Origin of the sequence: Pedobacter borealis DSM 19626 (assembly GCF_000708285.2) — a bacterium.
Lineage (GTDB): Bacteria > Bacteroidota > Bacteroidia > Sphingobacteriales > Sphingobacteriaceae > Pedobacter > Pedobacter borealis.
This window is the reverse complement of the sequence record NZ_JAUG01000056.1, coordinates 1-21,826: the sequence shown is the minus strand read 5'-3', so window position 1 is coordinate 21,826 and position 21,826 is coordinate 1. Positions and strand designations below refer to the sequence as shown.

23 protein-coding genes are annotated in these 21,826 nt (G+C 37.5%); 14 read left to right on the top strand and 9 right to left on the bottom strand.

All coding sequences use genetic code 11. From position 1 onward, the window contains the following. Positions 1-390: 390 nt before the first annotated feature. Complete coding sequence (locus AW17_RS15040) at positions 391-582, top strand: type II toxin-antitoxin system HicA family toxin (RefSeq protein WP_029277800.1); 192 nt, start codon at positions 391-393, stop codon at positions 580-582. 107 nt (positions 583-689) lie between these two features. Continuing rightward, a complete protein-coding gene (locus tag AW17_RS15035) occupies positions 690-1,082 on the top strand; it encodes a hypothetical protein (protein ID WP_029277798.1) in 393 nt (130 codons plus the stop codon). A 105-nt stretch (positions 1,083-1,187) separates the two neighbouring features. On the opposite strand, the gene AW17_RS15030 is transcribed toward AW17_RS15035, so the two are convergent. Beyond that, positions 1,188-1,808 carry a hypothetical protein gene (locus tag AW17_RS15030; protein WP_157280324.1) on the bottom strand — a complete coding sequence of 207 codons (621 nt, stop codon included), beginning with the start codon at positions 1,806-1,808 and terminating at the stop codon, positions 1,188-1,190. Between the two features lie 148 nt (positions 1,809-1,956). Between AW17_RS15030 and ahcY the strand changes: the two genes are divergently transcribed. The 3 genes from ahcY (at position 1,957) to AW17_RS24675 (ending at position 4,822) form a co-directional block, all read left to right on the top strand. Beyond that, positions 1,957-3,273, top strand: a complete 1,317-nt coding sequence (ahcY, locus tag AW17_RS15025) for an adenosylhomocysteinase (RefSeq protein WP_029277793.1) — start codon at positions 1,957-1,959, stop codon at positions 3,271-3,273. A 297-nt stretch (positions 3,274-3,570) separates the two neighbouring features. After that, positions 3,571-4,449, top strand: a complete 879-nt coding sequence (locus AW17_RS15020) for an alpha/beta hydrolase (protein ID WP_029277791.1) — start codon at positions 3,571-3,573, stop codon at positions 4,447-4,449. Between the two features lie 31 nt (positions 4,450-4,480). After that, on the top strand, positions 4,481-4,822 hold the full coding sequence (locus AW17_RS24675; RefSeq protein WP_029277789.1) for a DUF6370 family protein: 342 nt from the start codon (positions 4,481-4,483) through the stop codon (positions 4,820-4,822). A gap of 121 nt (positions 4,823-4,943) precedes the next feature. Here the strand turns inward: AW17_RS24675 and AW17_RS15010 are convergent, their stop codons facing one another. Then, positions 4,944-5,924 carry a polysaccharide deacetylase family protein gene (locus AW17_RS15010; RefSeq protein ID WP_029277786.1) on the bottom strand — a complete coding sequence of 327 codons (981 nt, stop codon included), beginning with the start codon at positions 5,922-5,924 and terminating at the stop codon, positions 4,944-4,946. A 60-nt stretch (positions 5,925-5,984) separates the two neighbouring features. Here AW17_RS15010 and AW17_RS25165 point away from each other — a divergent pair, with 60 nt between their 5' ends. Beyond that, positions 5,985-6,107, top strand: a complete 123-nt coding sequence (locus tag AW17_RS25165; RefSeq protein WP_010602346.1) for a hypothetical protein — start codon at positions 5,985-5,987, stop codon at positions 6,105-6,107. Between the two features lie 388 nt (positions 6,108-6,495). Here AW17_RS25165 and AW17_RS15005 read toward each other — a convergent pair whose 3' ends face one another. Both AW17_RS15005 and AW17_RS15000 read right to left on the bottom strand, forming a co-directional pair. Further along, a complete protein-coding gene (locus AW17_RS15005) occupies positions 6,496-7,083 on the bottom strand; it encodes a YceI family protein (RefSeq protein WP_029277784.1) in 588 nt (195 codons plus the stop codon). A gap of 259 nt (positions 7,084-7,342) precedes the next feature. After that, a complete protein-coding gene (locus AW17_RS15000) occupies positions 7,343-7,555 on the bottom strand; it encodes a helix-turn-helix transcriptional regulator (RefSeq protein ID WP_029277782.1) in 213 nt (70 codons plus the stop codon). 164 nt (positions 7,556-7,719) lie between these two features. Here AW17_RS15000 and AW17_RS14995 point away from each other — a divergent pair, with 164 nt between their 5' ends. Then, complete coding sequence (locus AW17_RS14995; RefSeq protein ID WP_029277779.1) at positions 7,720-7,968, top strand: hypothetical protein; 249 nt, start codon at positions 7,720-7,722, stop codon at positions 7,966-7,968. A gap of 394 nt (positions 7,969-8,362) precedes the next feature. Here AW17_RS14995 and gcvP read toward each other — a convergent pair whose 3' ends face one another. Continuing rightward, on the bottom strand, positions 8,363-11,239 hold the full coding sequence (gene gcvP / locus AW17_RS14990; protein ID WP_029277777.1) for an aminomethyl-transferring glycine dehydrogenase: 2,877 nt from the start codon (positions 11,237-11,239) through the stop codon (positions 8,363-8,365). 5 nt (positions 11,240-11,244) lie between these two features. Here gcvP and AW17_RS24245 point away from each other — a divergent pair, with 5 nt between their 5' ends. From AW17_RS24245 to AW17_RS14985, 3 genes are all read left to right on the top strand, one after another. Next, the gene (locus AW17_RS24245) at positions 11,245-11,403 is read left to right on the top strand and encodes a hypothetical protein (protein WP_157280323.1); all 159 of its coding nucleotides are present in this window, start codon (positions 11,245-11,247) and stop codon (positions 11,401-11,403) included. Positions 11,404-11,577: 174 nt separating this feature from the next. Then, complete coding sequence (locus AW17_RS24955) at positions 11,578-11,772, top strand: hypothetical protein (protein ID WP_245235080.1); 195 nt, start codon at positions 11,578-11,580, stop codon at positions 11,770-11,772. 45 nt (positions 11,773-11,817) lie between these two features. Next, positions 11,818-12,426, top strand: coding sequence for a hypothetical protein (locus AW17_RS14985; RefSeq protein WP_245235079.1), 609 nt, complete (start codon positions 11,818-11,820; stop codon positions 12,424-12,426). A gap of 120 nt (positions 12,427-12,546) precedes the next feature. On the opposite strand, the gene AW17_RS14980 is transcribed toward AW17_RS14985, so the two are convergent. From AW17_RS14980 to AW17_RS14965, 4 genes are all read right to left on the bottom strand, one after another. Beyond that, the gene (locus AW17_RS14980; protein WP_029277775.1) at positions 12,547-15,096 is read right to left on the bottom strand and encodes a thioredoxin-like domain-containing protein; all 2,550 of its coding nucleotides are present in this window, start codon (positions 15,094-15,096) and stop codon (positions 12,547-12,549) included. Between the two features lie 406 nt (positions 15,097-15,502). After that, a complete protein-coding gene (locus AW17_RS14975; protein WP_029277773.1) occupies positions 15,503-16,066 on the bottom strand; it encodes a hypothetical protein in 564 nt (187 codons plus the stop codon). Between the two features lie 115 nt (positions 16,067-16,181). Then, a complete protein-coding gene (locus tag AW17_RS14970; protein ID WP_029277772.1) occupies positions 16,182-17,078 on the bottom strand; it encodes an EamA family transporter in 897 nt (298 codons plus the stop codon). 97 nt (positions 17,079-17,175) lie between these two features. After that, a complete protein-coding gene (locus AW17_RS14965) occupies positions 17,176-17,892 on the bottom strand; it encodes a pyridoxine 5'-phosphate synthase (protein ID WP_029277770.1) in 717 nt (238 codons plus the stop codon). A gap of 83 nt (positions 17,893-17,975) precedes the next feature. Here AW17_RS14965 and AW17_RS14960 point away from each other — a divergent pair, with 83 nt between their 5' ends. From AW17_RS14960 to AW17_RS25410, 4 genes are all read left to right on the top strand, one after another. Then, the gene (locus tag AW17_RS14960) at positions 17,976-19,616 is read left to right on the top strand and encodes an ArnT family glycosyltransferase (protein WP_029277769.1); all 1,641 of its coding nucleotides are present in this window, start codon (positions 17,976-17,978) and stop codon (positions 19,614-19,616) included. 1 nt (position 19,617) lies between these two features. After that, positions 19,618-19,998 (top strand): GtrA family protein, encoded by a 381-nt coding sequence (locus tag AW17_RS14955; protein ID WP_029277767.1) that lies wholly within the window; start codon positions 19,618-19,620, stop codon positions 19,996-19,998. A 159-nt stretch (positions 19,999-20,157) separates the two neighbouring features. Then, positions 20,158-21,228 carry an IS5 family transposase gene (locus AW17_RS14950; protein ID WP_083488729.1) on the top strand — a complete coding sequence of 357 codons (1,071 nt, stop codon included), beginning with the start codon at positions 20,158-20,160 and terminating at the stop codon, positions 21,226-21,228. Then, positions 21,198-21,473 carry a transposase gene (locus tag AW17_RS25410; protein WP_083488728.1) on the top strand — a complete coding sequence of 92 codons (276 nt, stop codon included), beginning with the start codon at positions 21,198-21,200 and terminating at the stop codon, positions 21,471-21,473. The genes AW17_RS14950 and AW17_RS25410 overlap by 31 nt, the downstream gene beginning before the upstream one ends. Positions 21,474-21,826 lie beyond the last annotated feature (353 nt).

The following is a 21,826-nucleotide window of genomic DNA, read 5'->3' as shown; positions in this document are numbered from 1 at the left end:
AATTTGGTTATAACAATTTAAGAAATAATTAGCTGTAAATCAAAGTTTTATTTTAGGTTGCTCTCAGCTTTACAAACACAGCACAGTTTTAGGTAATCTAAACCTGAGAGGAACGACAGCTCCCAATTGAAAATTGGGACTATAGTGATGGATGTGGCGGAATCAAGCTATGAGTTGCTGGTTTTGCTTAAATATAATTGGCACTTAAAATATTAATAAGTTGCTTGACCTTAGAAAGACCGTTTGCCACCTTAGTGAATGAACTTAGACCAACCAGAAAGAGCAGTCCACTAATAATTTTAAAATAAAAGTATAAAATAGTTTACTTTATTCTTTGTTAAGTAAACTATTGTTTACCTTTGGATATGTTTTTAAATAAATATAGGAGAAATGAAATGGAGCGAGCTTAAACGCAAATTGAAGAATGAGGGGTTTGTCTTCTTAAGAGAAGCGAAAGGTAGCCACGAGGTTTGGCACCACCCAGATAGACCAAACAGTGAAATGATCCTCACTAGCCACAATTCCAAAGAAGTCGGCACAGGTCTAGCACAGAAACTACTAAAAAAAGCAGGGTTGAAATAACTCTGCTTTATAAAGGTTCTTTATTCACCTTAAGGTAAAGCGCTGACAACGATATGTCAATAAATTAACGCTTAGTTCGATAAACTGTAACTCTTAAATACCACAAAATGTCAAAGATCGAATTCATTGTAGAAAAGACTGCATCCGGTTTTTCTGCATATGCATCAGATGAAGATTTGCCAATCGGCACTTCTGGTAATGATGTATCCGAATTAAACAGAAACATTGTAGACGCATATAATTCATATGCTGAAATCAGAGGACTAAAGGAATTGTCGATTGATGATATATCAATTCGGCTCGATGTAAAACAATTCTTTGATTACTACAAAATTATTAACGCCAGTGCATTAGGTTCTAAGATTGGGATGGACAAAACACTGATATCCCAATATGCTAATGGACATAAAATACCTGGGCCAAAACAAGTTGAAAAAATAATGAAAGGAATTAAACAACTAGGTCAAGAACTTGCTTCATTAAATCTCTCCATCACATAATTATATTTATTTCATAACATCAAAATAGCCTTTGCATTATGCGAAGGCTTTTTGCTTTTTATCTAGTTTGCAGTTAGTCTATATTAAAGTTAACTGGAAATGTTATTAATTCCAATATCTATATTTTAATCTTGCGGGTGTATGTTTAGATAGGTTTAATTTATAGTAAGCTTCGACAGCCATCAAAATGTTTTTTAATTCATTAAGTAATGTTTTAAGATCAAATGGTGTAGAGTTATGGCCTTGGTTGTAGATGTTCACATCTCTCTCGTAACGTAGATCACCACTAAAGAACATAAATGATTTTTCATCCATTTCAGAGGGGTCGACGATTTGATAATGCTGATTAAAAAGTAAACATTTTTTTTGAATTTGGTCTGGGAAATACGGGTGGTTAATTAGCTGCCCAAGGAACATGAACTTTTCATAAAGGTCTTTGCTGAGATATACTTGCCAATTTTCATGCTGATTAAGTATCGGCATCCTTTTAAACATTTCGACTGCATCCGAGCTGAAATTTGAACTAGCTGAACCATTCTCAAATAAAACTCCCAGTTTAAAGCTAAAAAGTTGCCCAACAAAGTCAATAACAAGTTGCTGTTCTTTAGCTTTAAAGCTGGTAGCGAAACCAAATCTATCGTAAATTCTGTAGGCTAGCCAAAGCGTTATAATTGTTGCTAAAAGGGAAAACCCAGCAATTAGGTTTGATAAATCTTGAGCGCTCATTTGATTTTTAATTTTTGGTACGCAAGATATAAAAAACTGAGGGCTTTTGAACACTATTTTACAATCTGTAAACCTGCTTGTACTTTTAATTATTTGGCTTTCACAAAGGGATGTGGTAACTTTGCATTTCATTTTAAAACAAATAATTATGTCATCAGTAGAGACTTCTTATATCCCTTACAAAGTTAAGGACATTTCACTGGCAGAATGGGGCCGTAAAGAAATCGGATTAGCCGAAGCAGAAATGCCAGGTTTAATGAGTTTACGTAAAGAATTCGGTCCAACACAACCGTTAAAAGGTGCACGTATTGCAGGCTGTCTGCACATGACCATCCAAACGGCTGTATTAATCGAAACATTAACTGCACTGGGTGCTGAAGTTACCTGGTCATCTTGCAATATTTTCTCAACTCAGGATCACGCTGCTGCTGCAATTGCTGCTGCTGGTATTCAGGTTTATGCCTGGAAAGGTTTAAACGAAGAAGAATTCGATTGGTGTATTGAGCAAACTTTACACTTCGGTCCGGAGCAACAACCATTAAACATGATTTTGGATGATGGTGGCGATTTAACCAATATGGTTTTTGACAAATATCCTGAGCTAATTGCAGCGATTAAAGGTTTGTCAGAAGAAACTACAACTGGTGTTCACCGTTTGTACGAAAGAATGAAAAACGGAACATTGCACTTACCTGCAATTAACGTTAACGATTCGGTTACTAAATCTAAATTCGATAACAAATACGGATGTCGTGAGTCATTGGTTGATGCGATCCGTCGTGCTACTGATGTAATGATGGCTGGTAAAGTTGCTGTTGTTTGTGGTTATGGCGATGTGGGTAAAGGTTCTGCAGAATCGTTAAGCTCGCAAGGTGTACGTGTTATTGTTACTGAAATTGATCCGATCTGTGCTTTACAGGCTGCAATGGAAGGTTACGAAGTTAAAAAATTAGCTACTGCAATTAAAGAAGCTGATATCGTAGTAACCACTACTGGTAACTGTGATATCGTTCGCGAGCAACATTTCAGAGCATTAAAAGATAAAGCGATTGTTTGTAACATCGGTCACTTCGATAACGAAATCGACATGGCTTGGTTAAACGGCAATTATGGCGATACCAAAGTGGAGATTAAACCTCAGGTTGATAAATATACCATTGATGGTAAAGATGTAATCATCCTGGCCGAAGGTCGTTTGGTTAACTTAGGCTGTGCAACTGGTCACCCAAGTTTTGTAATGAGTAACTCATTTACCAACCAAACTTTAGCTCAATTAGAGCTTTGGACCAATACTGGGGCTTACGAAAACAAGGTTTATACTTTGCCTAAACATTTAGATGAAAAAGTTGCCCGTTTACACTTAGAAAAAATCGGTGTAGAATTAGATGTTCTGGATCAACACCAGGCTGATTATATCGGCGTACCGGTAGAAGGTCCGTTCAAAGCAGATACATATAGGTACTAGTCCTTAGTCTTCAGTCGAGAGTCTGGAGTCGATATGATTAAGAGGGATGTGCAAATTGCATATCCCTTTTTTATTCCCCTCTCCCAGAGGGGTGTCCGCAGGACGGGGTGTTTCTAATGAGCAGACGATTTTTTGAAATATGTTGAAAACGTACGTTCAGTACTCTTGGCAGACATCAGTCCTGCTGTACACTTTATCCCGATGGAAGAATCGGGATCCGTTCCCATCAGGTTTATTTTACAAAGAATTGTGGTTCTTTTGCCCTTGAAAACTTACATTTGAAAAAAATGTATCTTAATGAAATATTTACTCTCCATATTAATTTTATTTGCTGGTTTTGTTGTACGTGCACAGGTTAAAGTAGAAAACGATCATCTTTTTGGGAAAGAATGTTTTTACATGCAAAGTGTCCCATCAGAAGGGAATATTAATGGAGTGCTATTTTTGGTGCCTGGTTTTTTAGAAAGTCCAACAGCAGTAACGGCTCAATCAACAATTGTACAAGAAGCCAATAAACATGGTTTAGCGGTTGTAATGGTTAATCTTACGCCCAACAATGAAAGTTTTCCAATTGATAAAAAGAGCATCAATACGTTAGGTGAAATGATTGCCGATTTTTATCGTAAAAATAAACTTCAACCAGCAATTGATCTTTATCTTGGTGGTTTTTCTATTGGTGGTACAACAGCGTTAAAGTTTTATTCAGAGAAAAATAAGGGTATAAAGATCCGTAAGGTTTTCGCTATAGATCCCCCGCTAGATATGGTTAGATTAAGGAAATCGTTACTAAAAGGGCGGGAAAAAAGTTTTGTGGTTAAATTAGATACTTTAAATAGCGAACATAAGCAACAAGAACAAAGTTTAAAAGAGTTGTCAGTTTACAATCCCGATTATACAGCACTAAATATGTTGCCAGACTATCGATCAACTGCTTTAAGGATTTATAGTGAACCAGATATTTTATGGTGGATAAACAATAGGAGCATGGATCTGTCGGATATGAACGTAACAGATTGTGCGGGTTACATCAATAAATTAAAACAAAAATCGCAAGATAATAAAGTAGAACTCGTTTTGACTAAAGATAGAGGATTAAGAAATAATACACAAAAACATCCGCATTCCTGGAGTATAGCGGAACCAGTGGATTTAATCACTTGGTTGTTGGCAAAATAAAGTTAATATTGAATTAAGAAAGTAAATTATTATGAAGGCAATTATTATAACATTATGCATTGGTTTTTTTGGTTTTGTAGCAAATGCCCAAACTGCACCTCAAAAAACTGCGACAGCAAAAGTAATCACCAAACAAACAGTAGATATTGCTTGCGGCGAATGCCAGTTTAAAATGAAAGGTAAAGATTGCGAGTTAGCAGTGAAAATAGATGGTAAATCTTATTTTGTTGATGGAAAAGGTATTGATGATTTTGGCGATGCCCATGGCGAACATGGTTTTTGCAACGCCGTAAGCAAAGCGGAAGTTACTGGCGAAATCGTGAACAACCGCTTTAAGGCGAAAGAAATAAAGTTATTGCCGGTTAAGAAATAGTTTTACCGCAAAGAAGGCAAAGTTTTTCGCAAAGCGGCGCTAAGGATGATTTAAAACTATCTGAACCCAGCTTTGTGTTCTTTGTGCCTTTTCTCTGTGCGCTTTGCGGTTAAAAATTAGGTTATTCAAATTCCTTTTCCAAGCCTTCTCTTAAATCAAAAAGCAGCCATTGTTTGCTTTTCACATCTGCCTGTCTGGTTTTTAATAACTGGATGAAATCTTTCACCCCGATTTCTTCATTCCCGTTGCCGTGGATCAATACAATACTGCCCGCATTCGGCTGTTGTCCTTTTGCCAGCCAGGCATCACTTCCAATAGGAATTAATCCGTAGGCTTCAATTTTTTCGACAATGGTCTTATCCGATATCAAACCGGGGAAACGGAAAAATACAGATGGCGTTAAACCATTTTTGAGCATCAGTTTTTCATTCTCCAATACCTCGACATCTAAATTGGTTCCGGGTGCCAATAAAAAGTTTTCAGCTAAGGGTAACTTATTCACTTCGTGGTTGTAGGTATGGTTTACCCAGGTAATATTCAGTTCCTTTTTCTCTACCAGACTTTTCAGCCAGTTCAAGTCATCCAGATGTTTCAGCATCCATTTACCAGAAACAGAAATCGCGAGTGGGGCAGGCTGTTCTGTCTTTTTAAATTCATCGAAAACAGATTGAAAAATAATCCTGTCTAAAGCCTTGTGCGATGGACAAAGATCGATCGTTAAGGTAATCCCCTTTTCGTTCGGGATGGCATGATCTATCCCTGCATTTTGAAGCTGTAGATCTTTAGCAGCCGCGGCTTCTATTGATTTAATATAGACTGTGTTTTTGAAAATCGCTAATACATTTTGAAATTGTAAGCTGCTTGCAGTATAATTACTGGCCAGATCTATTTTAGTGTCTAAAGTCTCTGGATTTACCAACAGTAAATATTTTTGATTATTTGCAGAAAAACTTCTAATTGCAATCAGCTTTTCGTTATCGCGGGCGGCTGTAGCAAAGTTTACCTTGTAGCGTTTAATATCATCAAAATTTTGTGCAAAAACTTTAATACTAAAAAAGCAAATGGAAAAAATAATGAGAAGCAAAGATTTAGATAACGTCATATTTCCTTATTTAAAATCTTTCTAATTTAAGCCAAATCCATTATCTTTACAAACATCGCCATGAACAAAGAAAAAGTAAAATTATGGTTTAAGCGGGTGGGGCTGATTGGGTTTTTATTCTTCCTGATTAAAGGATTGATATGGCTTGTAGTGTTCTATTTTATTGGCAAAAACGTTACTTAAATTGGTTCGTTTGTTCACTGGCACTGGATCAGGTCCCAAGGTATTAGCTTTGATAATACAACCCAACGGTTCTGCGGATTCAGTTTTCTTTCAAAGGGGCTCTCGAAACCTGATAAGGTCAACTGAGTTGGACTAACATATTGAGGTGATGATGCACGCTTTTTTGAAGGTATTGCCATTTTTTCATGCATTAAGTTCTTTAAATATAAGCATAAACAGCTAATAATCAATGTTAGTAGAGTTTTTCAGCAGATCCTAGCTATAGAGTCTCCGTGCTCCTCTGTGTAAAACTCGATGCACTCGGTGGTAAAAACTTAGCGCTCTTCGCAGTGAAACAAAAAAAGCCCAGACCAATGCCTGAGCTTTAATTTTTCCGAGACGGAAATAATTATTTCTTAGCTACCAATTTAACAGCTAATTCAAAGTTATCATCGATTGCTTTGTCGCCAATGCTATCGAAGAATGATTTAGAACCGTATTTGATGTCATATTTAGTTCTGTCAACAACGATTTTACCTGCTAAAGCCGAAGCTGTACCATCTGCATTAACCGTTACAGTTGCAGGGAAGCTTAATGGTTTAGTAATACCTTTGATGGTTAAATTACCTGATACAGTTACGTTTGATCCTGAACCAGCAACTTTAGTAATTACGAAAGTTGAAGTTGGGAATTTATTTGTACCGAAGAAATCGTCTGCTTTTAAGTGACCTTCTAATTTAGCGCTTCCATCAGCATCTTTAATTGAAGTCATATCGATAACAAAAGTACCGCCAGTTACATTTTTACCGTTAACAGCTAAGCTACCTGATTGTAAAGCGATTGTTCCATTGTGCGAACCTGTTACTTTTTTACCAACCCAAGTAATGGTTGATTTTGCTGCATCTACAGTATAAGTTACTGGTTTAGTAGGGTTTTTAAAAGCTGACAATGCTACAACTGCCACTAATAAAAAAATTGAGCTAATTTTTAATTTCATTTTCTGGTTTTTTATAATTTGATACAAATATAGATTAACTCCCGATCTCTTGTTATTGACCTATGTTAAGTTTTTTCAAAAATAATCGGATTTATTTAAAATCATTCTATTGACTGTAGAAATATAGCAATGGTTTAATTTGTTTACTTTTTAATGTGAATATAGAAAGGTAGAAGGCGGAAGGTTTAAAGTAGAGGGTTTCTGTGCTAAAACCTAGAAAGGCAAAAGGCATAAGATGGAAAGTTCCAACCCTTAAATATTATCTCTTTCTCCAGCTAACCAATAGCTCCCCTGCTTCCACATCCAAAAATGTTGCTACATCAAACAATCTTTTAATTGAAGGCTGGGCGGTATTTGTGCACCAGCTAGAAACCGTTTCCGGTGCAACTTTTAATGCATCAGCCAAATCTTTATTGGTTATCCCTTTCTCAGCTAAGGCGGCCTTTATTCGATTATAATTGGGTTTACTCATAATTAATAGATAACTCAAATATAATATTAAAAAAAATAATGCTAAAACACATAAAAAAGATGTTTTACATTATTAAAATAATTTAATATTTAATTTTATTGACTAATTATATTATTTTTAATATCTTTATATAAACTTAGAAGATAGATTATCATGTAAATGATATGAAAAAAGTTATCGCAAATCTTAACTTTCAGCCAAATTCTTTAACCGAAAGGGAGCTTGAAGATCCAAAAATTGTCTTATTGGACTTTTTTGAAAATCATCCCATACACGAAATAAGAGAAACTGTATGGGAGCTTTATAAGGCTTGGGTAAATCATATGTCAGAATTTACTGATGGCAAATCAAATGCAGATATGTTATTCTTTTATACCCAACTTATCGATTTTCTTAATGCCAGTTATCTATAGTTGCAAAAGAATTAACAGTTTTGGTTTTACCTACAACCCCTCCTTTATAAACCTGACAGTAGCGAAAATCCTTTTTGTTTTGCTGCAACCTTGAATATACCGTAATGCTGAGGCACGAAGCATTCTGCAGCCTATGAAACAGATGCTTCGTGCCTCAGCATGACAGGCGCTACAAAAAGATTGAAGCAAATGGCAGGGCTGCACTCCCCTATGAAAACCTAACATTCATTTCCAATTAAAGGTGTAGGGTAAAAGGCTTAAGGTGGAAGGCTCCATGCTATTCTTTTAAATGCTCTTCTCCCCCGTAAACTAAAAAAGGTTTAAGATTTTTTGCCGCATGCCTTACGCACCCTGCATAAAACCTTAAACCTTCTGCCTTATAGCTTAAACCTTACTAAGGAACGATCTCTTCTAAGTAGCTCTCAATCGGCGGGCAAGCACAGATTAATGCCCTATCACCATGACTATCGTTAACACGACCAACTGAAGGCCAGAACTTACGCTCTAACACATAAGGAAGCGGGAACGCAGCTGTTTGACGGCTATAAGCATGATCCCATTCGTTAGCGGTAATTACCGAAACCGTATGAGGTGCATTTTTTAATGGGTTATCAACTTTATCTAAAGTGCCGTTTTCTACAGCGGTAATTTCGTTTTTAATCGCGATTAAGGCATCACAGAAGCGGTCTAACTCGTGTTTAGGCTCTGATTCGGTAGGCTCAACCATTAAAGTTCCTGCAACCGGGAACGAAACCGTTGGTGCGTGGAAACCATAATCCATTAAACGTTTAGCGATATCGGTCACTTCGATTCCGAAAGCTTTGAACGAACGGCAATCTAAAATCATCTCGTGTGCACAACGGCCCTGAGCGCCTGAATAAAGCACAGGATAGTGTTGCTCTAAACGCGCTTTCATATAGTTTGCGTTTAAAATAGCATATTTGGTAGCGTTGGTTAATCCTTCAGCACCCATCATCGCAATATAAGCGTGAGAGATAATCAAAATCGAAGCCGAGCCCCATGGCGCAGATGAAACTGCAGAAATTGATTTTCCTTTATCGATATCAACCACGGCATGACCTGGAAGATAAGGAACCAGGTGTTTCGCCACACCGATTGGGCCCATACCTGGACCGCCGCCACCGTGAGGAATACAGAAAGTTTTGTGTAAGTTTAAGTGACAAACATCGGCACCAATATTGGCTGGACTTGTTAAACCAACCTGAGCATTCATATTAGCACCATCCATATATACCTGTCCGCCATTAGCGTGGATGGTTTCGCAGATTTCGATAATGCTTTCTTCAAACACACCGTGAGTAGATGGATAAGTTACCATCAAACACGATAGGTTGTCTTTGTGTAATTCTGCTTTTGCTTTTAAATCTTCAACATCGATGTTACCGTTTTCTAAAGATTTTACTACAACAATTTTCATATCGGCCATTGCAGCAGAAGCAGGGTTTGTTCCGTGTGCCGAAGCGGGAATTAACGCAACATTACGGTGGAAATCGCCTCTATCGTGGTGATAAGCGCGGATAACCATTAAACCTGCATATTCGCCCTGAGCGCCAGCGTTTGGCTGTAAACTCATTGCGGCAAATCCGGTAATTTCACTTAACCATTTATCCAGTTCATTAAAAACCGAATAGTAACCTAATACCTGATCGGCAGGTGCAAATGGATGGATGCGACCAAAGTGAGACCAGGTAACCGGAATCATCTCGGCCGTAGCATTTAATTTCATGGTACAGCTACCCAAAGCAATCATCGAGTGGCAAAGCGATAAATCTTTTGCTTCTAATGATTTGATATAACGCAACATTTCATGTTCTGAATGGTGTGCGTTAAAGATTGGGTGTGTTAAATAAGCTGAAGTACGTTGTAATGAAGCAGGGATAACCGTTTCTACATTTTCTACCACTTCAACCTGATCGGCAGCAATAGCTTTAACTTTAGCAAAGATTTTAGCAATTAAAGCTACATCTTCGAAAGTGCTGGTTTCGTCGAACGAAATAGTGGCAACGTTACCAACATAATTTAAGTTGATTTCGTTATCGATACATCCTGAATGGATACCGCCCTTTAAATCGCCTAAATCGAAACGGATCGTATCGAAATAAGCAGAATTTAACTGCTCGAAACCTAAACCTTTTAAAGTAGAAGCTAAGCTGATGGCCAGACCGTGAGTACGTTCTGCAATAGCTTTTAATCCTTTCGGACCATGGTAAGCGGCATAAAAACCAGCCATAATAGCCAATAGCGCCTGTGCGGTACAGATGTTTGATGTTGCTTTATCTCTACGGATGTGCTGCTCGCGGGTTTGCAAAGCCATACGTAAAGCATAATCGCCATGACTATCAATGGTTACACCGATGATACGACCTGGGATGTTACGTTTATATTCTTCTTTAGTTGCGAAAAATGCAGCGTGTGGCCCACCAAAACCCATTGGTACACCTAAACGTTGTGTAGTACCTACCACTACATCAGCTCCCCACTCGCCTGGAGGCGTTAATAAGGTTAAGCTTAAAATATCGGCAACTACCGTTAATTTAATATTTTGATTGTGCAATGCCGATGCAAAGTCTTTGTAGTCGAAAACTTCACCGTTTCCTGCCGGATACTGAACAATTGCACCAAAGAAATCTTCAGCGGCTACGAAATCTAAATGACTTCCGATCACCAGTTCAATACCGTAAGGATTAGCACGTGTTTTTAAAATATCGATCGTTTGAGGGAAAAGCAATTCCGAAACGAAGAACTTTTTAGCCGCCTGATTTTTACGCAAGCTATATTGCATAAACATCGCTTCAGCAGCAGCAGTACCTTCATCCAGTAAAGATGCATTGGCAATTTCCATTCCGGTTAAATCGATAACCATCGTTTGGAAATTTAACAAAGCCTGTAAACGGCCCTGTGCGATTTCTGCCTGATACGGTGTATATTGTGTGTACCATCCTGGGTTTTCGAATACGTTACGTAAAATTACACCCGGGGTAATGGTATCATAATAACCCTGTCCGATAAAGCTTTTGAAAACTTTATTCAACAATGAAGTTTGTTTTAAAGCACCAAGATATTCAGTTTCTGACTTTGCTGCAGGCAAGTTTAAAGGTTGTTTTAACCTAATTGCCGTCGGAACAGTTTGTTCAATCAGCTCATCAATAGAATTTACGCCAACAGTTTGCAACATTTCGGCTGTATCTGCCTCATTTGGTGCAATATGACGATTTTGAAAATCTTCCTTGTAGTGGATATTTAAGCTCATGCGGTATGAATAATAAATTTGCGTGCAAAGGTAGCAAAAACGAAGCTGTATTTTGCTATATATCAGTGAAAAAAGGAGTATTATTTGCCGTTAAAAGCGACAAAATAGATAGATTTTATGCACAAACAAGAAGACAAACGTTTGTTCATTTTTTATTTGATTAACCCATTATCAGGAAAGCAATGGCTGTTCCGAAATTTAAGTTTGTTGCCATGGTTAACTTCAATCTTTTAGCATCCTGTTGAGCCGAATCAATAAGCAGCTGCAACGTAAAATATCGGCTACCAAAGGAAGGGAAAAAAGTAATTCCGTAAATTTGAAAAGCACTTATTTACCCTATGTCAACTTACAAAAATAACATCGCACTTTTAGTTCATGCCTGCGATAGTTACGAATTTCTTTATAAAGGTTTTGATTACACTTTCTCAGAAAACTGGGATTTTAAAATACCTTGCAATTATTATTTCGCTACAGAAGTAAAAAACGCTGATGTGAATGGCTTTACAAACATCAAATCGGGCAACGGCGAATGAGTCGATCGTCTGGTAACGCTGTTAGGTAATATAGACGAAGAATATGTGCTCTATTTCCAGGAAGATATGTGGTTAAGCAAACCGGTGAATCCCATGTTCTTTACAGCGCTGTTCGAACAGGCAATTAAAAACGATTGGCAACAGGTTAAACTCCATAGTTCTGGTATTTACAAAACGAAAGAAACCATTAATTTTATCGAAGGATTTAATATTGCGGAGATCGATAATGAGGCATCAGATTATTTAATGTCGCACCAGATTACCCTTTGGAAAAAAGATTTTCTGCTTGCCCAACTCTATAAAAAAGAACATCCATGGAGGAATGAGCGTAAAGGTACTAAGAGATTGAAAAAATTAAACCCGCTTATTCTTCATGCCGATTATTTTACAGAAAACGGCGCGGAGGAAAACAATAAAAATAGAAACCCGTCTGAACGGAGCGAGTACTATGCCGTTTCGTTTAACAGCACCTTAAATCACAATGCTGTTCGGTTTATCGAGGTGTTAAGGTCGGGCAGTCAAGCTCAAAAAGATTATGCGACAGAACTGCTAAACCATTACGACAACAATTTAACCCATAACGGTAAGGAAAGGCCTAAAAAAGAAGATCTTTTTAAGAAGCTTAAAACGTATCTATCGAAAAAGAATTCTTAATTAATTTTTGTATATCTAATAATTTGGAATGCAATGGCGTTTTAAAGTTTGCAGGATGCGATCCAATTAATTTTATAAATATTTCCTTGCAGTAGGCTAAAGCCAGCTGCAAGGAAAGCATTATTTGGTTAGCAAAGTATTTACGGCAGCCACAAGTTGTTCTTTGTCACTTGGTCGTGGGGCCTTCATTGTGTTTACATTCCCTTCTTTATCAATTAAGATATAGGTAGGAAAGCTGTTTATCGAGAATCTGGTCTCAATCATATTTTGCTGCGTTTCTGGCAAGCGGTAATGAACGGCATTTTCACTAGACAGTTCATATTCTTTGATAATATTCTTCCAACCTTCTTCCGGAGAATTATTGGCGAAATACATAAACACAACATCTTTTCCCTTTAAAGCTTCTTTAACCGGTTTTACAAAAGGCATTTCGCCTTTGCAGGGGGCACACCAAGTACCCCAAAAATCAACATAAATTACTTTTCCTTTATAAGGTTTGATTAGCTCAGCAAACAGAGAATCTGCATTTTTTGCATCTTTTAAATGATCGGTTCTCTTTAAACTTTCCTTGTATTCCACATCAACCTTCGACATGTTTTGATAAGTAAGCTGGAGCTTCTCAATTTCATTTCGGTAGAAATCATTTTTTAAATTGCCCATAAACCGAGCAAATACAGTATCTGGCATTGCAGAATGTTTACCTTCAAAATATTTATAAAAACGACTTGCTATAATACCCTCTCTCAAATCTTCGTTTCCAATCCCCTTTGCCACCTTTAATTCCCTATCAAAAGCTTTAAAGGCCAATTTCTGACTCGCCCCATCTATAATCTGTTCTTTATAAACCCTCCTTACACTATCCGCTAATTTTCGTTTTTCAGGAGAAAAGCCCTTCAAAAGCCGTAGATATTTTAGTGAGTCTTTAGTTGACCCAATTTCATTCAATTCGATCTCAGCCAGCACGGCTTCCTTTTCCTTGACTGATAAATTGATCTGTTTTAAAAAAACCATTTCAGCAAGCACATCGTCCCATTTGACTGAATTTCTCTCATTCGAGGCCAAATAAGCAAAGTAATCTCTTTTAAACGAAGAAAAATCCCTAACCAAGGTAAAAGGTTTAGGTGGGGTGTTTTTATACAAACTATCGTTAACAAAATTTATAAACGGTTCAGGGAATTTCCCTTGCTTTAGCGTAAATCTTTTCTGCATTAAGTCAAATCCCATTTTGTACTTATAACCTTCTGACACAAAATATTTAAATCGGTTACTTGCATTGGGGTACTTTGCCAAATGTTTATTCAGATATTCGGTTGCTTTTAGATGTTCTTTCTTACTGATGGCTAAAAAAGATAACAAATCTGCATTTCTTCTGGCATTATAATCACTCTCTGAGGTTCTTGAATAAGGGCCATAATACCTGTAATTCAGTAATTCGTTATGAAAACCGGCATTATCGCCCATTGTACTCCTGACCTGTGTATTAAAATCTTCAAAATAAAAATAATGCTCACCAGGTTCAATCACGTCAATAACTCCATTCCTCTCCCAGTCTAAAAAAACCTGTGTGGTATTTAACAAAGGTATCTTTACAGTAAAAAATCCATTGCTATCCAAATCACCATAGTAATTCACCTGTTCATCTTTTAAATGATCGGTAAAACCAACCGAAAAAGGTTTATTACTTGTTGGATTTCTTAAATAACCCGTAATAACTGCCGTGTCCACTCTGGCAAAATGGTTGTCTTTAAATGCTGTTGCATCTTTTGTACTGTTAGCTTTAAATTCTTTTTTCAGCAGGTATACATTGCTTGTACCTTGCTCGTCGACCAATTGGGCAATGCTATCGTTTTTCGCCGTAAATTGAATATTTCTCTCCTTACCATCTTTAAGAAGCGTAATTTTTAAGCTTTTCCCATTTTTTTCGATGCTTTTATAGGGATAAACTTGTTTATGGTAGATCGCAAAGTCTTCAAAAAAACCATACTGCCATTCGTTGGTTTCATCGTTTATCCAATTACCCAAGAATTGGTATACCAAAGGATTCTTAGCAATAGGGGCATAAATTTTCAGTCCCTCAAGGCTGTTTACCTTTAACGCTTTAACCAATTTATGTACATAAACCATTCTGCAGCTATCTTTATTTTTCAACAAAAACCGATCTTCTTTATCCATGTAGTTGCCGGCCCATACAATATCCCACTCCTTATTTTGATAAAGCATTTTATGCTTGGCAGTGATGTAAAAATCTGAATGTGATGGTGTATTCACCCATTTTCCAAAATAGTATGATGGGGTTTCATTTTTGTTATAAATTTTAATGTCAGGATCAGAAGCACTCCATGTACAAGAAATCTCTTTTTCCCATTTATTAAACTTCAATAAGGCTTTACCTTCATTTGGCGTTTTAATTTCTAAGGTTAAAGAGGTTTTATCTCCTGTATTGAGCCACATTTTGTAGGTCCCATTGTTATTTTTTAGACTGTCAACTTTATACATCCGATAATTGTACTCAACATAATTATCATTAATTAACGTGCCGTTCCAGTTCCCTACTTTTGTTACTTTATAACTCCAAAAGCCGTGAAGATTTTTAGGTACAATAGGTTTTGCATTGGCAGGTATTAAATAAAAAAAGAAAATGAGAGTGAGGAGGTGAGCTAGATTTTTCATGGTTATTATTTAGATTAGACTGATGAAGGTATCAAGTTTTTAATCTAAAAATTCTTAAAAAATGTTAAAAATCAGATAGTTCCATTTTTCAACCCAAAACAAACGTTTGTTCTATTTTTTAATACCTTATCATTTGAAAAGCAATGGCTATGCTAAAATTCATTTTGTTCCCGCCATTCGCTACAATCTTTTTGCTACTCCCTTGTCATGCTGAGGTACGAAGCATCTGTTTCATAGCCGGCAGATGCTTCGTGCCTCAGCATGACAGCATATTCAAGGTTGCTGTAAACAAAAAGGATTTTCGCTTCTGTCGGGTTTAAAAACGAGGGCACTACAAGAAACAGCGGTTGCAGGGCGCAATAGCTATTACACTTTATCTTTGGTCTTTCAGCTTTAGTCTTTTAGCTTACTTCTGCACCTTCCAACCCTCGTCCTTACTCAGCTTTAATTTATAGGTTTTGGTAATGAAGTTGCTGTTTCTATTGGCGTCTTTATCAAAGGGTTCGAAATCTGTTGTTGTCATTTTAAGTGATACGGTAACCTTTGCCGTACTCGAATTTACCTGAGCAAAATCTACAGGCTTTTCATCGGCTAAAACATATTCTACAACTTTTACGGTTGCCTTATCGCCATCCTGTTTCAACACCAACGGACTTGCTTTATCGGTTAAAGTGATCTGATAAACGTAGCTGCTATCTTTCGATAAGAATTTTTTCTTTGCTTCCTTTAAACTTAATGAAACCAGACCTTTACTTGCTAAGGATTTATATTTTCCAAGCTCGAACATATCATTGGTGCTGTTGAATTTGATCTCCCCAAAATTAAACCTTGCAGTTTTATATTCAGGATTGGCTTTTAAATAATCGGTAATTACTTCAGCAGCTTCGTCCTGATTGATGGTAGTTTTGGTTTTACATGCGGTTAATCCAACAATGATTAAGGATAAAATATAAATAGTAAGTTTTTTCATGTGTATATGTTTTATGCTTTTTAAAGATATTTAATTTTTCAATAAGTCGGGTGTCCGAGGTCCGAAAGTCGGAAGATTATTTGTCGCGTATTTTAACCTTCCACCCTCAACCTTTCTACCCTCTACCTTTTTTTAAGTATTTCAGATTTGGCAAAACCATCGCCGATAAAATTACCACAACGCCAACCCACCTTAAAAACGACACCTGCTCTTGTAACACAAAACCCGCCATCATTACGGCAACAGGCAATTCTGCTGCGCTTAATATCGAACTAAGGGCAGTCCCGATCCTGGGCACGCCTTCTGCATAAAATAAAGGCGGAATAACCGTACCGAAAACTGAGATAATCAGTCCCCATTTTAATAAACTACCATTTAAAGCACCGTTAAACAAGAATGTTGGCGGAAAAATAATGAAGATCAATATACAGGCACCGGTAATCATCAGGGCACTTTTTTGCAATGGAGCATATTCATTTCCAATCCGGCCACTCAGTAGCAAAAAGCCTGCATAAGAAATTGCAGCCAACAAACCGAAACCAATCCCTTTTAAATCCATGCTCTTGATACTTGTTTCAGCCATCCCGCTGGCCAAAACAGTTCCAGCTAAGACCAACAGGATTGCCAGGAGCTGTAAGCCCGTGGGTTTCTTTTTAAAAACGAGGTATTCCATTAAAATACTCATCCATATAAACTGCATTAACAAAATGATGGCTACCGAATTCGGCACAAGTTTTACACATTGATAATAAAACACGCTCACTAATCCAGTGCATGTTCCTGCCAGCACCATTTTCCACCAAGGGGTTTTAATAATGATTGTTTTGGCTTTATAACCAGCTGTTCTGCTTTGGAAGAAAAATAGCACCCATAAAATTACTGCACCAAAGAAAGCCTGAGCCCCTGTAACATCACCCAGCGTATAACCTTCGTGATAAGCCAGTTTAACAAAAGTAGAGAGGATACCAAAACTGCAGACACCGAAAAAAACAAGGAGAATTCCTTTTAACATATTTATATTATCTAACCACAGAGAAAAAGAGTTTTTCACCGAGTACCCAGAGGCTCTGTTTCTCTGTGCACTTCTTAGTGTACTTTGTGGTTAAAAACTAAGCTAATTGTTGTAAATATTTCTGAATGGTAGTTTCCAGGCCCAGATAAAGTGCATCGCTAATGAGCGCATGACCAATTGAAACTTCTAATAAACCTGGGATGCTCTGCGCAAAATAATGTAGGTTGTGTAAGTCGAGATCATGCCCCGCATTAATCCCCAAGCCTAATTTGTTGGCATGATGTGCCGCAGCAACATAACTTATAACAGCTTTTTCGCGATCGGCAAAATAATTATGTGCATAAGCCTCGGTATATAATTCAATCCGGTCTGTTCCGGTTTCCACAGCACCCTCAACCATTTCTACAACCGGATCTACAAAAATAGAAACGCGGATGCCTTCTTTCTGGAAAACAGCAACCATTTCTTTCAGGTAGTCTTTATGTTTAACCGTATCCCAACCGTGGTTTGAAGTAATCTGACCTTCGGCATCAGGCACGAGCGTAACCTGAGCAGGTTTGTTGGCCAAAACCAGATCAACAAATTTATCTTCTCTGCAATTTCCTTCAATATTAAATTCTGTCGCAATAACAGCCTTTAAATCGTAAACATCCTGGTAACGGATATGGCGTTCATCAGGCCTTGGATGCACGGTAATCCCCTGTGCGCCGAAACGCTCGCAATCTAATGCAACCTTAACCAGATCAGGATTATTACCTCCGCGGCTGTTGCGAAGTGTAGCAATTTTATTGATATTAACCGATAACTTTGTCATGAAGCAAAGATAAGGCTTTGCCTCTGTTAATCTTAAACCTTAAAAAAATTTGACTTTTTTTTGCTCATATTTGCTTCTTGTAAATGAACTTAAAAGATACAACACTATATAAATTCCTGATCGTTTTACTTGCAATTGCGAGTATACCAGCACTTTTTGGTGGCGTGATGGAGCCCGATGGCGCATTGTATGCTTCCATGTCTAAAAACATCATCCTGTTTAAAGACTGGTTTAACCTTTATGGCCGTGGGGCCGACTGGCTGGACAAACCTCACCTCACTTTTTGGATTTCTGCAGCATCCTTTAAAATTTTCGGAATCTCATCCTTCGCTTATAAATTACCATCATTTCTGTTCGGTTTACTGGGCGCGTGGTATTTGTACAAATTAGCCAAAGATATATACGATGAAAAAACCGGATTAATCAGTGTGGTAATTTTTCTGAGTGCCTTACATATCATTACTTCTACATTTGATGTTAGGGCAGAAATTTATATCACCACCTTTACATTAGCATCTATTTACCATTATTATAAAGCGCATCAAAATTCTTTCTGGCACATTGTAGCAGGTTCATTTTTTGCTGCCTGTGCGATATTGGTCAAAGGAATTTTTGTATTGATTCCTGTATTTGCCGGTTTTATTATCTACTGGTTGCTTACAAAACAGTCCCGTCAGCTTTTAAAACAAAAATGGTATATCGCCATTCTTTTGATTTTTATTTTTATTACCCCTGAGCTGTATTCGCTTTACACGCAATTCGATCTGCATCCCGAAAAAATCGTTTTTGAAAGAACCTGTGTTTCGGGTTTAAAATTTTTCTTTTGGGACAGCCAGTTCGGAAGGTTTTTTAACAACGGCCCGATTAAAGGAAAAGGGGATATTTCCTTTTTTCTACACACTACCCTTTGGGCATTCCTTCCTTGGTCTGTATTATTTTATACTGCCGTAGTAAATCTGTTCAAAAAAAAAAATCGAATTGCTTTAGCTCCCGAAAGCATTATGATCTGGGCAAGTGCAGCGGTTACTTTTCTGATCTTTTCGCTTTCTAAATTTCAGTTGCCGCATTATATACTGATCATCTTTCCTCAGTTTTCGATCATCACAGCCTTGTACCTGAGAAAGCTTAATAGCAAAGGTTTAAAAACCTTCTTCATTATACAGAACATCATTTTCATTTTGGTTATTACCTTACTTTCTGTCTTAGCCTTTTTCTTTGGATTTGAAAGCCCATATTTAATTATCGGTATCCTGATTGTTGTTCTCGCCATCTCTTTCTTACTATTTAAAGGCATTTTATTGGAAACCATCATTGCCAGAAGTGCATTTTTATCTGTTGGATTAATGATATTTCTATTTGTTTTTTTCTACCCTGCCCTTTTAAAATATCAATCGGGTATGCAGGCAGGTAATTGGTTAAAGCAAAATTATCCTACTGCTAAACCTGCAGTATTAAATTATATAGATGCATTTTCTTTTGATTTTTATGCCCCTGGTGAAGTAAAATATATTCATAATTATACCGATCTAGACAAATCAAAGAAACTAAAAGACTTGGTTATATACATTCCGGAACAGGAATTGGCAAAATTAAAAAGCGAATACCATGCTGAAATTCTAAAATCGTTTGAATATTTTCATACCACGAAACTGACGGGTAAATTTTTAAACGCAAAAACACGTCCTCAGGTTTTAGAGCGATTTTATTTGGTTAAAATACATTAACATGGATTTATTCTTCCGCATCTTAAAATTTGGATTAACAGGTTTCCTCGGGATGGCAATAGATTTCGGCGCGACCTGGTTGTGTAAGGAAAAGATCAAAATAAACAAATACATTTCTAATGCCATTGGCTTTACTTTGGCGGTAACCAATAATTATCTGATTAACCGGGTTTGGACTTTCGAAAGTACGAATACGCATTGGGGGACCGAATTTAGCAAGTTTTTAGTGGTGAGTTTAATCGGTTTAGGGTTAAATACTTTTATTATTTACCTGTTCCACCAGCGGAAAAATGGAACCAATTTTTATGTAGCCAAATTCTTTGCAATAGTGATTGTTTTTGTGTGGAATTTCCTCGCGAATATGCTTTTTACATTTAGGTAGATTTCTTAACCAGTTGAGCCTTAATTTTAACCACAATAGTCACCAAAGGGCACATAAGCCTGATATCACAAAAATCTAGCTTAACTTTCTTAACTGCTTAATGATAAAAACGTCTTCACCATTAAGGGATTAAGAACATTAAGAGAAATCAGCACGACGATGGCTTTATGCAATTTACTCGAACTAATGATCTGCAACACCTACCTGCATCATGTTCCCGTAAGTCCAACAGGTCGTCCGCCGATTAGCCCACGCGTGGTCATCGGGGCGCTGATTATCAAACATTTGGGTGATTTGGATGACCGTGATACCATTGAGCAGATAAGTGAGAACATCTACATGCAGTATTTTCTGGGTTACCCTACCTTTACCGATGAAGCCCCTTTTGATGCTTCTCTATTTGTTGAAATCCGGAAACGTTTGGGCCTGGATGCGGTTAACGCCCTCAATGAGCAGATTGTTAAACTCCGGGCAAAACAAGAAAGTTGCCTTGGTTCATTATCAAGTACTCCGCCAGATGAGCCGAAACAGGATCAGGATAACAATCAGCCCGATTGTCCAGCCAACCATAAAGGTACCGTGATTATGGATGCCACAGCTTGCCCGCAAAACATTGCCTATCCAACGGATTTAAACTTATTGAATGATGCCAGAGAGAAAACCGAAGAACTGATTGATATTCTCTACCGTAAGCCACTACATGGCACAAAACCACGCACCTACAGGGAAATAGCGAGAAAACTTTATTTAAAAACAGCACAGAAAAAGAACAAAAGCCGAAAAGAAATATATAAAGCAGTAGGTAGCCAGCTAAGGTTGTTGAAACGGAACATCAAGCACCTAAACGAACTGTTGGATGCTTATGGGGTTATTCCATTAAACCCAAAAGCATTAAAATACCTGTATGTGGTACAAACCCTTTACCAGCAACAGCTGGAAATGCACCAGAACAAAACCCATAGCGTTGCTGATAGAATAGTAAGCATCCACCAGCCACATGTACGGCCAATAGTAAGGGGGAAAAACCAGGCAAAGGTAGAGTTTGGGGCAAAAATACACGCTTCGATTGTGGATGGAATTACCTTTTTGGATGAACTGGGCTGGGATGCTTTTAACGAAGGTTCGCACATGGAGCAATACCTTAACAAATACCTGCAACGCTTTGGTTGTTACCCCAAAGAACTGCTCGCAGATAAAATATACTGTACCCGGGAGAGCGCAATCCGATAGAAGGCAAATTTGGTCAGGCAAAAACAGCGTACGGCTTAGGCTGTATCAAAGCTAGGCTGAAACAGACAAGCGAAACATGGATTGCCTACATCTTCCTGGTGCTAAACCTAGTCAAATTGGCTGGGCTGGCACTTTTATGTCAAATTATTTCGGCTGTAAAAAGTTTTTCAGCACAATTTGAAGTAATAGATGGAAAACCTAGGATTGAAAATTATTGCCGGATTTTTATAATAAATACTGCTTGAGTTTTTCAGCAGACCCTAGCTATATGCATCCAGCTCTGTTTACTTTGTATCTTTCTCCATAGCCTTTGTGTTAAAAAAGATTCTACTTTGTTTAACCGCAAAGAGCGCTAAGTTTGATGCGAAGGAGCGCTAAGTTTTTACCACTGAGTGCATCGAGTTTTACACAGAGGAACACGGAGGCTCTATAACCTGAGTTCGATAATTATTTGCTGAAAATTATATCTTATTTACGCCTAATCCCGCTTTATCGTCCTGCTGAATTTATTTCAGCATCTTTTTAGCGTGAAAGACCCTGAAATAAATTCAGGGTGACGACCGTCTTAACAGAAAACTTGATTAAAACGCCACAAAAT